This is a genomic window from Paenibacillus solani (assembly GCF_050475945.1).
GTDB classification, from domain to species: domain Bacteria; phylum Bacillota; class Bacilli; order Paenibacillales; family Paenibacillaceae; genus Paenibacillus_AQ; species Paenibacillus_AQ solani_A.
The window spans coordinates 54097-67488 of the sequence record NZ_JBCMXJ010000010.1; the positions used below are offsets into that span (position 1 = coordinate 54097).

General features: G+C 41.0%; 11 protein-coding genes. 7 read left to right on the plus strand and 4 right to left on the minus strand.

All coding sequences use genetic code 11. The features are described 5' to 3' along the window. The first annotated feature begins 86 nt into the window (after nt 1–86). Nucleotides 87–1856 (plus strand): glycoside hydrolase family 2 protein, encoded by a 1770-nt coding sequence (locus tag ABEQ74_RS11380; protein ID WP_430122298.1) that lies wholly within the window; start codon nt 87–89, stop codon nt 1854–1856. 362 nt (nt 1857–2218) lie between these two features. Here the strand turns inward: ABEQ74_RS11380 and ABEQ74_RS11385 are convergent, their stop codons facing one another. Together ABEQ74_RS11385 and ABEQ74_RS11390 are read right to left on the minus strand one after the other, a co-directional pair. Next, on the minus strand, nt 2219–2695 hold the full coding sequence (locus ABEQ74_RS11385) for a GNAT family N-acetyltransferase (RefSeq protein ID WP_430122299.1): 477 nt from the start codon (nt 2693–2695) through the stop codon (nt 2219–2221). Between the two features lie 515 nt (nt 2696–3210). Further along, nucleotides 3211–4371, minus strand: coding sequence for an epoxide hydrolase family protein (locus ABEQ74_RS11390; RefSeq protein ID WP_430122300.1), 1161 nt, complete (start codon nt 4369–4371; stop codon nt 3211–3213). Between the two features lie 109 nt (nt 4372–4480). Here ABEQ74_RS11390 and ABEQ74_RS11395 point away from each other — a divergent pair, with 109 nt between their 5' ends. From ABEQ74_RS11395 to ABEQ74_RS11410, 4 genes are all read left to right on the plus strand, one after another. Next, nucleotides 4481–5338 (plus strand): helix-turn-helix domain-containing protein, encoded by an 858-nt coding sequence (locus tag ABEQ74_RS11395; RefSeq protein ID WP_430122301.1) that lies wholly within the window; start codon nt 4481–4483, stop codon nt 5336–5338. Nucleotides 5339–5550: 212 nt separating this feature from the next. Continuing rightward, nucleotides 5551–6111, plus strand: a complete 561-nt coding sequence (locus tag ABEQ74_RS11400) for a GNAT family N-acetyltransferase (RefSeq protein WP_430122302.1) — start codon at nt 5551–5553, stop codon at nt 6109–6111. Between the two features lie 239 nt (nt 6112–6350). Beyond that, nucleotides 6351–7382: an aminoglycoside phosphotransferase family protein gene (locus ABEQ74_RS11405; RefSeq protein ID WP_430122303.1), complete on the plus strand. Its 1032-nt coding sequence runs from the start codon at nt 6351–6353 to the stop codon at nt 7380–7382. A gap of 279 nt (nt 7383–7661) precedes the next feature. Continuing rightward, the gene (locus tag ABEQ74_RS11410; RefSeq protein WP_430122304.1) at nt 7662–8723 is read left to right on the plus strand and encodes a suppressor of fused domain protein; all 1062 of its coding nucleotides are present in this window, start codon (nt 7662–7664) and stop codon (nt 8721–8723) included. 264 nt (nt 8724–8987) lie between these two features. On the opposite strand, the gene ABEQ74_RS11415 is transcribed toward ABEQ74_RS11410, so the two are convergent. Next, a complete protein-coding gene (locus ABEQ74_RS11415) occupies nt 8988–10385 on the minus strand; it encodes a DUF4179 domain-containing protein (RefSeq protein ID WP_430122305.1) in 1398 nt (465 codons plus the stop codon). Next, entirely contained in the window at nt 10345–10878 is a 534-nt protein-coding gene (locus tag ABEQ74_RS11420) for an RNA polymerase sigma factor (RefSeq protein WP_430122306.1), read from the minus strand. Before ABEQ74_RS11420 ends, ABEQ74_RS11415 begins: the two co-directional genes overlap by 41 nt. Before the next feature lie 184 nt (nt 10879–11062). Here ABEQ74_RS11420 and ABEQ74_RS11425 point away from each other — a divergent pair, with 184 nt between their 5' ends. Further along, entirely contained in the window at nt 11063–12424 is a 1362-nt protein-coding gene (locus tag ABEQ74_RS11425) for a PQQ-binding-like beta-propeller repeat protein (RefSeq protein WP_430122307.1), read from the plus strand. 236 nt (nt 12425–12660) lie between these two features. Beyond that, the gene (locus ABEQ74_RS11430; RefSeq protein ID WP_430122308.1) at nt 12661–13338 is read left to right on the plus strand and encodes a hypothetical protein; all 678 of its coding nucleotides are present in this window, start codon (nt 12661–12663) and stop codon (nt 13336–13338) included. Nucleotides 13339–13392 lie beyond the last annotated feature (54 nt).

Sequence of the window (13392 nt, forward strand, 5' to 3'; positions counted from 1 at the left end):
TCATTTTCTATCTCTAAACAAGATAGTAATCTGTGATAAGAAATACAGAGTATACTTCAGTGACCATAGAGAGGATAGATGCAAAGATGCCTACAGCAGCTACGAAATTTTATATAAAAAACTATCCAAGACCCCAATTTGTACGGAGCCAGTGGCTGGATCTGAACGGGGAGTGGGATTTCAGCTTCGATGATGACAAAGTCGGAGTTGCAAAGCGGTGGATGGACCATTTTCCGGCCGCAACCAAAATAAACGTTCCGTTTACCTATGAAACCCAGGCAAGCGGGATTGGCGAGGAGAAATTCCATGCGCATATCTGGTACCATAGAAAACTGACACTTTTACCAGAAGCGGAAGGGAGACAAACTATTCTGCACTTCGAAGGCGTGGATTACAAAGCCACCTGTTGGGTGAACGGTCGTTTTGCGGGGGAGCATGAAGGGGCGTATACTCGGTTTTCCTTTGATATTACCGATCTGCTTTTGCAAGAGGCGGAAAATGAAATTGTGTTGAAAGTGGAAGACAGCGATAGCTGTCTACAGCCTCGAGGCAAGCAGCGCTGGTCCGGACGGAATCATGATTCGTTTTATGTTCAGACGACAGGCATTTGGAAAAGCGTCTGGCTCGAACATGTCCATGATACCCGCTTGGATAGGGTGAAAATGACGCCAGACATTGACCGCCAAATGATTCGGTTTGACTTCCGCTTTAACGGTACTAAAAACAAAAATTTTCTCCGACTGGAGACCGAAATAACCTTTAAGGGCGACACGGTAAGAAAGATGAGCCTTTCGGTGGACAGAGCCTGGCTGACGGTGGAAACCGGCATGATGAATGGCATCAACGGACCTTGGCTGCAAAACCTGTGGTCTCCGGGCAATCCAAATCTGTTTGATGTGGAGTTTGTGCTATATGAAGGTGAACGAGAGATCGACCGGGTGGGCTCTTATTTCGGCATGCGCAAAATCTCGATCAGAGACGGCCAAATCCTGCTGAATAATATTCCCCTATATCAAAGATTGATTTTGGATCAGGGCTACTGGACGAAAAGTCATCTGACGCCTCCTTCAGAAGAAGCGCTGATCGAAGATATCGAGACAATCGCCGCGATGGGGTACAACGGTTTGCGCAAGCATATGAAAATTGAAGACGCCCGGTTCCTCTACTGGTGTGATGTCAAGGGGATGCTGGTCTGGTCTGAAATGGCGGCCGCTTATGAATTTAATGATGAGTTGGTGGAACGTTTTACCAAAGAATGGATTGAGGTTGTGCAGCAGCAGTACAATCATCCCTGTATCATTACCTGGGTGCCTTTTAACGAATCCTGGGGCATCCAAAATATTATCCATGACGAGCGGCAGCAAAAATTCACCGAAGGTATTTACTATTTGACCAAATCTATCGATCCTTATCGCCCAGTCATCACGAATGATGGATGGGAGCATACTATTTCCGATATTTTGACGCTGCATGATTATGTGGAACGGGGTGAAGATTTGTACGAAACATATAAGGATAAAGACTCGATTACAGGCAGCAGCGGTACGTACAACGAGTGGAAATTTGCATTTGCCCAAGGCTACAGTTATAAAGGCCAACCGATTATCATCAGCGAGTTTGGAGGGATAGCTTTCAGAAGCGAGCATGGTTGGGGTTACGGCAATCAGGTTGATAACGAGGAGGCTTTCCTGGAACGCTTCGGCAGCATAACCGAAGCGATTAAAGCAATTCCGTTTATTTCCGGATACTGTTATACGCAGATTACTGACGTGCAACATGAGGTTAACGGCTTGCTTACCGAAGACCGAAAACCGAAAGTGGCGCTGGAAAAAATCAGGGAGATTAATTTGGAGTAGGGAAGCAAGGAAGAAAGAAGGGAACCATACGGATAAAGGGAAGACCAAGCTAAAATAAATGTAGGATGAGTATGATGAAGATAAGCAGTTCACCCTCAAGCAAGGGTAGACTGCTTTTTAGAAATGAATTTGTTCGTAAAAGCAGCTTCCAATGACACAGAATGTGGAAATGGTTTACATGATGTCGATGGATGCTCTCTTTAGGGGGACAAATAGTTTTTTAACGGCATTCCTACATATTCTCGGCCGTTGTCTTTTACCGTAACGAGCAGGTTTGCGATGAGACTAATCGCACTCTGTATCATTTTTATTTATAGTTCCCTAGCAGGTCATTTGATACTAAAACAATGGACTCTCAATAGTTAATTCAATTCTTTGATATACCAAGCATCCATAGCAGAATGATCAGAACCTGGTAGTGGCTTTTGTAACAGAGTGAATTCAAATTTCTCATACAGTCTGCAAGCAGCTATTAATTCATGCGTTGTTTCTAAATAACACTTTGCATAGTACGCTGAGGCAAAAGACAGGGCAGTTTCCATCAGTTTCTTTCCGAGTCCTAACCCTTGTGCCTTTGGACTTAAATATAATTTCTGTAATTCGCAAACTTCCTCTTGTTCTTTAAACGGTGCTATGCCGACCCCGCCAACAACTTCTCCGTCCATTTCAACGACCCAGTAGTTCGCATGTTGTAAATGATTGTAATAGTGGTAAAGGTCGTTAAGTTGAGGATCAAAATACGCTGTCCCAGGGATTGCTAATCCAAGCGATTCTAGTGAATCTTGTATAATTTCTTTTACTTTTGCATTGTCTTCTTTTTTCATTTCTCGAATAATCATATACAATCTCCCTCAATTAGGTGTTAGCTATAAAACGTGACTGTACCCACCTTTATAATAAGATGGGCTATGTTGTCACCAATCGTGAGCACATGATCAATAATATATTCCCTGCAGTCGTTAATTCAACCCCATTACATCTACGATTAATAACTTGATCCCTTCCCACAGCATCTCAAGGATTTGGAACGAGAAAGCATCTTCGATTGAACGGTTTACCCAACTGTCCCTCCAAAGTAGAATAATCTCTTAGCGAATACACCCGCACACTGTTTGCTGTAATAGAAATAATGTGTGCTCCCTAATAAGTGGAAATATGAAGAGTCCGTATCATAGAGTAGGTTCAATGAACTTGCACACGAATTCAATCAACAATAAAAGCTGCCAAGGAATCCGGGCAGCTTTTGTCATGCTTACATTTAAGTAAGTGCCTACTTATATGTGCGTTCATTACATCCTTTTGAAGCAATGCTAAGCTTGAATTAAGTAGGCCCATGATTGGATCTTGATGAATATTAGTAATTCTTTTTCTCTCTAAAAGGCCTGTAAAACTCACGAATGTCCTGGGCCAGAAGCTCGGGTTCTTCCATAGCGGTAAAATGTCCCCCGCGAGGCATCTGAGTCCAGCGAGTTACATTTAAATTACGTACAGCCCATTCCTTGGGTGGTAACAAAATATCTGCAGGGAAAAGTGCGATGCCTGTCGGCACCTCGATATAATCCAATGGTGGTAAAGAATGCGAATTTTCATAATACATTCGTGCCGACGAACCAAATGTATTCGTAACCCAATATATCATAACATGAGTGATTAGTTCTTCCTCACTGTAACTTTGCTGGAGGTTACCCTTACAATCGCTCCATGCACGAAATTTTTCAATAATCCAGCCAGCCAAACCTGCAGGTGAATCGGCAAGTCCATAAGCAAGGGTTTGGGGGCGCGTCGATTGAAGGGACATATAGCCACCTTCCTGAGCAATCCATTCCGATGCGCTTTTTTTATATTGCAGTTCTTCTTCTGTAAGTTTTGCATCATCAGATGAAGTCGTAAGATTCCTTATGATACCAATATCGGTTAAATGAATACCGAATAACAATTCAGGATGGTTGAATGCCAGGTATCTTGTAACCCCAGAGCCAATATCGCCGCCTGCAGCAGCAAATTTCTGGTAGCCAAGATCTTCTGTCATGAGCTTAGCCCACATTTCCGAGACATGAAAATTGTTGATGCCAGAATGTCTAGGGCGACCGGAGAATCCAAACCCAGGTAAAGATGGAACAATCACATCAAAAGAGTCCTCTGGGTTTCCGCCATAGCTGGCTGGATCTGTAAGGAGAGGAATGATCTTTTGGTAACGAAGGTAACTGTCGGGCCATCCGTGAGTAAGAATTAAGGGAAGAGGGTTTGGCCCTTTACCATGCTCATGCACGAAGTGCACATCGATACCATCGATCTGGCAGCAAAACTGTGACAAGCGGTTTAACTTGGATTCTTGGGCTCGCCAATCATAGTGATCCTTCCAATACGTAACGAGTGACTCTAAATAACTTAATTCTGTACCGTACTCCCATCCCGCATGTTCCAATTGATCCGGCCAGCGAGTACGATGCAATCTGTACGATAGATCGTCAAGGATTTCGTCAGAGACATGGATTTGAAAACGCTCAATAGCCATAGTTAATATCCCTCCTTATGTTGTTGCACCACAATTATATCCCTTACACTTGTGTGGTACACTGACATTACTGAAGAATTAAACTATACTATTTGATTAGGTGATGGCTATGCCGCAAGTAGACCGACACAAAAACAGAACTGTAAATATTGAATTTACCGCAGTAGAAGATTTTAGCAAGCTTCCTTATCCTGAACGTCTTACTTTGATCCTCATCACGTCAGGAAGCATCAGTGGGTCATTAAATAAACGGCCTGTTTCTATTTCCGCTCCCGCGTTCCTTTGCTTGGCCGAAGATGACGAAATGAAAGTCTTGGAGAAACATAACGTTGCCGCACAATCTTTTCGATTTCATCTCGAATTTCTTAACACCATTACTCTTTCCGATACGCAGGATTACTACTTACCCACGGGGCCGAGTATACAAACTGGGCTATCCCTATTTCAAAGAGATGATCCATATATAGCTGTACCATATATCACTGAGAAAGCATATCCGCTTTTATTTGAATGGTTTTTTATATTAGGGATGGAAGTGCATGCGCAAAGTGATGCAAGCTGGGTATGCAGAGTCAAAAAATATCTTATTCAAATTTTAGGTTTGCTTGAGGATTTAAATCGAAATAGCGAACAATCCCCTGTTGATTCAGTGCTAGAATATATACACACGAACTATTCCAGAAAGTTATCCTTGGATGATCTAACGAATTGCGCTCATTTAAATCGTGTGACTCTGAATAAGTTATTTCAGGAAAGATGCGGTCATACAGCAATGGGTTACTTGTTTTCACATCGTCTAAAAGTTGCAAGTGAACTATTAACTCATACGGGAATGAAGCTTAATGAAATTGCGCGTGCAACTGGATTTGAGTATGACACTTACTTTATCAAGCAATTTACGGCTAAAAAAGGCATCTCACCAACAAAATATAGAAACATCACTCGAACGTTCGCCAGGGTTCAATAGATTTAGTATTAACAGACAAAATGTCGAGAGGGAAGAACCGTGTTCTATTGAAAGTCGCTAATTTAGCGGCTTTTTTGGTTTATAGTATAAGTTCTTTCACTAATTTAAAAAATTTCAAAGTTGTTCAACTCTAATTGTAGTATGCTACTATTAGCAGTAAGTTTAATAAATAAGCGGAAATTTTAAATTACATAATAAAGTGGGAATGTTAAATGAGTAATATGAATCTATTAATGGTTAAACACAGTCAGATGGAAAGTGACCGTATCATCTTACGACCGGTTATCCTTGAGGATGCTGAAGATATGTATGAATATACATCGGATGAGCAAACTACTCGTTTCATTTATGACCAACATACCGATATAAACCAAACCAAGAATTTAATAGCTAACTATTTCTTCAAAGAGCCTACAGGGAAATACGCTATCTTGTTAAAAGAAAGCAACAAAATGATAGGAACGATCGAGTTCAGAATACATGAATATAATAAAAGTGGTGAACTGGGTTATACATTAAACCGGCGTTATTGGGGTAATGGTTACATGACAGAAGCAGGGAAATTAATACTCGAATTAGCCTTCAACACACTAGGTTTAGAACGAGTATTTGCGGAATATGATGTTCGAAATAGTGCTTCTGGAAAAGTATTGGATCGCTTGGGAATGACATATGAAGGTACCCGTCGCAGAAACCATATGGTAAAAGGGTTCCTAACAGATAGCGTACATTATTCGATATTAAAAGAAGAGTATGGGGCAAAACCATGGTGAATAAATCCCATTGAAAGTCGCTATTTAGCGGCTTTTTTTGTTTTTTATCAAACCGAATATCGATTAGAACAAGAGAGGTAATAAATGAGTAAATCTATAGTTAACCTTCATCGTGCTCTTCTTTTCATTTATGATGGTGATGTACCACGAACCCAAAAAGGCCTATCCAAACTCTATGATCAATTTATACTTACATAAAAATGACGACAAGCAAATCAGATACAATGGGAGGAATGCAAATGAGTGAAATAAAAGCTGAAACGCTGACAGAGGTTATAAGTAAAATGCTCGGTTCCACAATAATCAGGGTCGATTTCCAAAGCAAACCCTTACAAGGCGGTACACTGGGGGATGTACAGCTTGTAACGGGCCGTGCTACAACTAGTGCTGGCGTGGAGCTGCCCTATAGAATCGTTTCAAAAACGCAGAAGAAATTTGAGCGTTACGGTGATTCCGATTCATGGCGTAGGGAATATGATTTTTATAAATCCAATTTCGGTGCTCTGTTCTCTGAATCTTTCCGATGGCCTGAATGTTATCATGCCGAAATGAACGATGAACAAAACGAAACACAGATATGGATGGAATATATCGACGGTATATCGGGTTTAGACTTGACCGGTAATATGTATGAACGTGCAGCCGAGGAATTAGGAAGATTCCAAGGCAAGTTATATGCCGAACAGCCTGTTGTTTTACAGAACTTGACCAACTTGAGCAAAGTGGATTATATGAAGAACTTCTATCTTCATTATCGGTCATGGAATAGAGTGTACGATTATATACGCTCTGACGATTGCGAGATCCCGAAACACCTATGTAAAATGCTCATCGACATTGATGAGAACGCAGACGAGATATTTAATCGTCTTGAGAAGCTGCCTATCGTGCTGTGCCACAGGGATTTTTGGGTGGCAAACATATTCTATTCAGAAGGTAAAACCATCATTATCGACTGGGATACCACAGGGTGGGGTTATCTAGGTGAAGATATGGCAAGTCTGATCGCGGACGAAGCCGATGTTGAAGACATGGTTGAATACTTCCGTAGATGTATCCCGGCGTATTACAAGGGCTTCTCTGAATACACGAATATTTCACATATTACGGATAACTGCGTTTATGAGTTGATTCTTCTAATGTTCGGATACAGGCTTGTAGAGTGGTATATGGACGCAGGATCGGGAAACAAACTCCAAGAAACAGATGATGAAAGAACGCTGCACCTCAACACCCTGCAAAAAATCTATGAGATCGGAATTGCACGATGACTTATTGTTAAATGATGTTAATACCCCTGCCTGGGATAAGAGTAATCTAGGGCTGGGGTATTTTGTATTCACTAGAATGACGAGTGTATAAGGCAAATGTTGAATTTGGCGTTTATGGAATTGGAGAACCATCTCAGGTATACTACCATAAGAAATTTTATAAAAACTTTTGTCGTAAATACATAATGATAGTCAAAACTGCTTTTACTTAATAAATTTGCGTTAATAGATACCAGAATGAATTTAATTGAAAACTATCTGACATGGAGGAAAAAAATAATGACGACAGAAGAAAGCACAGCAGGATGGGATGCAATTGAAGAAGCAGTCACGAAGCTGTATGGAGAACAGGAACCGAAGCATTATGTCAACTCACTGCCCTATATTCTTGGCGGTCAAGATCCATTAGATGGTCTTAGTGCTTATAAAGCGGAATTACCTTCTCCCCACTGGCATATCGTAACTTTTGGTTTCTCGGAACTCTATGAAAAGGAATCGGAGGATCCTGAGTATAGTGGGTACGGATTTGAGCTTACTTTTCGAGTGGCCCGAAGTGAAGAAGAGGAGGAGCCTCCGGCATGGGCATTAAACCTGCTTCAAAATATGGCACGATATGTGTTTAACAGCGGTAATGTATTCGCTGCAGGTGATTATTTGGATGCGAATGGACCTATCTGCTTGGGAGCTGATACACAACTAACCGCACTTGCCTTTATACCGGATCCAGAACTTGATATAATTCCTACGCCTAATGGACGCGTTGAGTTTATTCAAATGGTGGGGATCACGGAAGATGAACTGGAAGCTATGAAAATATGGAATACACGCGGATTACTTGAGGCTGGAAAAGAAGAAATTCCGGGTTATATCACGGATTTATCGCGAAATTCTATCTTGCGAATTCCTGTTATCCAGGAAAGTGTTCAAAAAGGCATAGATCGTGACGGTTCGAGTACCGGATTTTTATATGTGGATCAATTGACCTGGGAAACTGGTAAGAGTGGTTTGTTCAGTAAGAAGCCGTCTGTACATACACTAGGAGCGAAACAAGCTGAAACGGTCCAAAAACTGTTGCGCGGCCGACTTCTTAAAGGTAAAGAATTGATGTTAATGAGCAAAGAGATAAGCGTAATATTGGAGCCGTCTGCAACGACTGGATTCGATATCGATGAGCAAAAAGTCTATTTAAGATTAGATGAAACAGTTGTCAACGAGCTCTTGCTCAAACTGCAGCCCAAAGAAGAAGAAATTCGTTTGTCTTCGTATAAGCATTTAATCATACAAGTCGTTAAAACGTACATCAAGGATCAGGATGGAAATGTAGTGTCAACCATCGGATAACAGACTAATCCAAAGTAAGCAGGGAGCGGATAAGGACGGAGTGATCTACCAAATTTATCAGACGATTGAACCCGTGTATGGTGTAGTGGTTGGAGATGAGTTGTGGATCGCTTATGATGAAACTACCCAAGAAGCTATGATAATTAACTATTCTTCAAAATAAGATAACTTGAGTTAGTACTAAAGCTGTACTCAACAACGAACAGTTCCAACTTGGGAACTGTTCGTTTCTTATTCACAATACGGATGACTGCTTGTTACACTTTATTGAATGGGAATGACCAATTCTAATTCTTTAAGGAAAAGAGGCTGCTTATATTCATGAGTTATAAAAATCAAAGACTGATCTAGAGTTTGAGCAGGCAACTCAGCTATGTATGACTTAGTCTTGGCGTCAACTAGCTTTGTCTTTATTTCTTCCTGAGGAATAATGGTTATACCCTCCCAAGGAGTAAAGTGATATTTGCTTTCAGTATCTTCAACAATTAACTCTGTTTGTTGAAGCGGATCATTGCCTTCTTTCCGGTAATGTATCAGTGTTACCTCCTCTAAGCGTTCCACCTTTGTAACAAGTAGGCTACCTAATTCCCCTTGAGGAATGATAAAAGGGTGATCTGTCGAAGGTTCATACTTCATCGGTACTCTCTTCCCGTATACTGGTATTTCACCGGCTAAGTGGGGAAGGAGTGTGATGGACTTAGGCATTACTTTTGGCTCATCAAAATGACCGCTCCAATACTGAATATGCGTATCGCCCTCAACATAACCATTCCCTTTTCCACCAAACTGTTTCAACACTTCTCCAGTATCTGTAATAGCGATGACATCGTACATAGGATCCCCTGCTTTTGATGCTGCTCTTCTGAATTCATATTCCATATTCATAACTCCAGGTTTAAAGGATATTTGTTTAAGTAGCATCGATGTTTCTCCATTTGAAGAGCTTATCATCGGAGTTACTGTTTTTATTCCTGTTACGGTCTTTTTCACGGGTATCGAAAAGTCCCAATTACCTTTTATTCCGCCAACGGTTCCCACTTCGATTGTTAATACGAATTCATCCGGTAATTTTTGTTTAAGGGGTTCAAGGTGTATTAATCCAATTCCGTTTCTGCTATCTAATGGTTGTGGGCCATTTCCAGAAATACTGTCGTTGTAGGGCTTGTCATCAATTGTAAATTCTATATCATCCATCGGACTCTCAAACACTGTAAAATGATTCTCAGAATGTTGTAAATAACCAATGGAGAGACGATCACCATCATAAATTAGTTCTTGGATTTCTAAAGTAATCCCTTTGTCACTCGCACTTTGCCCAATTTGTGCACTCATACCTTGTTCAGAAGCTTTGTTCAAACCGATATCTTTGACATAGGTGGACACATCATTCTGAAAAATTGAACCAAAGTATGGGAGCTCCTTCAATACGGATGCCATAGCTGGAGATACAAAGCCGCTCACAATGATTACCGCTAAAATCATAACTGTTCCCGCAAAGGTGAGCGATAATCCTCGAAAAACCCGACGTAAGTGATTCCTATGATCGTTGCTTTTAACATCCTTACCGCCAACTCTCTGCTGAACCCGCTCCATCAGATGGTTCACATCAGTGTTCATAGACTCATAAGGTCGTCTCGCATTTTGAATTTGTTTTTCGATCATAGGATTCTTCCTCCTTTAGCGAACGATTTAATCTTGCTCTAGCACGTGCCATTCTTGATTTCACAGTTCCTTCCTTGATACCCGTAATGTCAGAAATTTGTTGAACGCTAAGATCCTCAAAGTAGTAGAGAACAATCGGAATGCGCATCTCTTCTGGCAATTTTAAAATTGCTTCATACATCTCATCGTTTGTACTCAATCTCACAACGGCTTCCTCTGTACTTGCAGTCAACCGCTCTGGAAGGATGTCGGTAACAATTTCTCGAAAGCATCGTCTTTTTGCCATTTTGCATTCATTAATTACGATTTTCGCCAACCATGAAAAAGGATCACGTTGGTGATCAAATGAGTTCATTGCATAATAGGCTTTGATGAAACCATCCTGAACACGATCATCAGCTTCCGCCTTACTATAGGTTAAGGTAAACGCGAGTCTGTATAGACGGTTCGTATATTTCGTCATCCAATCTCTGAGTCTCTCATCCTGTTCCACATCTTCACGCTCCTTTCACTGGTAATATGCAACTTATATTGTTTCGGTTCCCGAACTTCCCAGAAAAGTAGAAAATCTCATACTAAGAACAAACCATATTCATCAATAAATTTGCAACATTTACCTTTTAGTGAGTGTCTTATTATCATATGGACAAAAAACCATATAAAAGAGGAGGAAAATTATGCTGAACATTAAGAAACGATCAAATGAACTTCTTTTGAAACATATAGCTACAGGTGTACTTGCAGGTCTATTAGTATCTTCTTCACTTTCTTTACAGGCGAATGCTGAAAAAGCTGATGTTTCAGTCAATAACTTATATTCATATTCCAAGATTGAGGTGTCCGAACTGAAGCCTTCCTGGTCGCTAAAGGTAGACAACAAGTTAGACAGGAACGAAATGTACTTCTCAGATAACAATGCTGCTGCGGAGGAAGGCAAAGTATTTACTTTTGTTGGTAAAAAGTTAGTCGCCCTGGATGCGAAAACGGGTAAGCAACTATGGAGTTATGGTAAAAACCTGATACCTTATGTTGTATATGATAAAGGTGTGATTTATGGACTTTCAGGAGATTACAAGCCCTATGCACTGAATGCGAAAACTGGACAGATGAAATGGCAGTCGAGCTCATCCACATATATCGATACTCGGCTTCGTACGGAGGCAATTGTGCCGTTATCTGACACGCTATATGTCATCCAAGGCAGTAAAACCTTCGCTTTTGATAAAACAACAGGTAAGTTACGCTGGGATACAGACGAACCCATGGCAGATGGGAGCGGGACTGATTACCTTGAGGAATCGAATGGAGTCATTCTTCGGACTTTCTATGTACAAGGGGCATTAACATCTGTACAGCTGGACGCTTTTGACAAGAAAACAGGCAAGAAGCTATGGGGGGTATTCGGTCAGGGAGAAGCGATCCATATTAAGGATGGTTTCGTGTACTCGGTTGATTACCATTCTCAACTAATGACCGATTATCAGTCACAACCGGAACGCAAAGTCATCGTCAATGTATACAATTTGGAGACTGGGGTGAAGAAAGGAACCCGTGAATACAGCTGGAAACGGTCAGGAGAGCCGCCATATCCGTATGGACAAGGTGATCTACTAATCCGTGGGAATAAGATATACCTTCAACAAGGTGATAAGGTAGCTGAGTATGATTTTAACTCCTATAAAGCCAATCAGGTTCCACTTCAAACGTATAAGATTCCTAATGGAGATAACTGGTTGCAGGACCGTCTCATTTTCACTGATACAACGAATGAACTGGCTGGTATTAAAATGGTGAACAATCGACAGGTCGGTTGGTATGGGGACGCACCTTTAGCACAGGCTGATGTGTATGGAAAAGGAGTTTACCGAGCACAGCGAAATGGCACACTGCTTGGGATCAATTTATTGACAACCAAGCCTGTTTTTAGAGTAAGAACGGGGTCAGATTTACACGGGGCGACCCTAAAAACAGGAGATATGATTATCATTCAAGGCGAAGGGAAACTCATCGGAGTGAAGCTACCCGCATCGCTGAAGTGAGCAGAATATAATAAACATTCATGAAGAAGGTTGCAGAATATTGTTCAATCTAATTGCAGGTGTTATAACAGCGTCTCTCAGGAGACGCTTTTTCTTATTGAGGAAACGGTTTTTCACATTTAGTCCTTATAGATGACGAGCTCTCTCTTAGCTACTATTGAGGAATGATGTCAGCATAGGATATGATTAGAAATAGCTCATCACGCCGCTCATAAGCGAACAGAGGAGAGATACATATGGTAGATAAACAGATTTATTCTAAATATTTATTTCAACTTATAGATGAAGAGCCGGAACCTGATGAATCCGATATTGATGAAGCTCTGTTTTATGGGTATTTTCAAATGTATATGCCAAATGGAAAAGGGGTAGAGGAAACCTTTGAACCTCTTGCAGATGGAGATGCTTATTTGCAGAGAATTTTGCGAATTTATGAAATGCTTGACCCTGAGGATTTCCGTGGGAGCGAAATACCGGGCTATTTTAATAGTAAAGTTTGTGACGAACCCAATGAGCAATTAATCGACTATGGTAAACAATTTATTCAAAGTTTGAAAGAACTAATAAACGAATGCTCTGAAAAAAACGATACAACTGACGCAGCAGTTTACCTGTCTGGAATCAAAGAGATTAGGATTGTATCCGATGGATCGATCAATGATATTCGCGAGCAATATGATGCCGGAATTTATGACACGATATTCGATATCATCAGCAATCATAAGGATTACGATGAACCGATTGAAGTATTGGATGAGGCGTACTACTCGATTGCCTGTGATTACTGGATCTCCTATTATCTTCAGTGGCATCGCTATGGGCTGGAAGGGGATCCGTTCGCACCTTATTTTGAGTTGTACAAACGTGGGTACTCAGCGATCTTCGCGGAAAATAAGTTATATATCGGTTCGTAATAACCATTTAGAGACGAGTGGCCAGGCGCTGATAGAAAGATGAGGACAAAACCA

Bases quoted from the DNA above. Each gene is read 5' to 3' on its own strand.
- ABEQ74_RS11380 (WP_430122298.1), top strand. From the start codon at position 87: ATGCCTACAGCAGCTACGAAATTTTATATAAAAAACTATCCAAGACCC.
- ABEQ74_RS11385 (WP_430122299.1), bottom strand. From the start codon at position 2,695: ATGATTATTCGAGAAATGAAAAAAGAAGACAATGCAAAAGTAAAAGAA.
- ABEQ74_RS11390 (WP_430122300.1), bottom strand. From the start codon at position 4,371: ATGGCTATTGAGCGTTTTCAAATCCATGTCTCTGACGAAATCCTTGAC.
- ABEQ74_RS11395 (WP_430122301.1), top strand. From the start codon at position 4,481: ATGCCGCAAGTAGACCGACACAAAAACAGAACTGTAAATATTGAATTT.
- ABEQ74_RS11400 (WP_430122302.1), top strand. From the start codon at position 5,551: ATGAGTAATATGAATCTATTAATGGTTAAACACAGTCAGATGGAAAGT.
- ABEQ74_RS11405 (WP_430122303.1), top strand. From the start codon at position 6,351: ATGAGTGAAATAAAAGCTGAAACGCTGACAGAGGTTATAAGTAAAATG.
- ABEQ74_RS11410 (WP_430122304.1), top strand. From the start codon at position 7,662: ATGACGACAGAAGAAAGCACAGCAGGATGGGATGCAATTGAAGAAGCA.
- ABEQ74_RS11415 (WP_430122305.1), bottom strand. From the start codon at position 10,385: ATGATCGAAAAACAAATTCAAAATGCGAGACGACCTTATGAGTCTATG.
- ABEQ74_RS11425 (WP_430122307.1), top strand. From the start codon at position 11,063: ATGCTGAACATTAAGAAACGATCAAATGAACTTCTTTTGAAACATATA.
- ABEQ74_RS11430 (WP_430122308.1), top strand. From the start codon at position 12,661: ATGGTAGATAAACAGATTTATTCTAAATATTTATTTCAACTTATAGAT.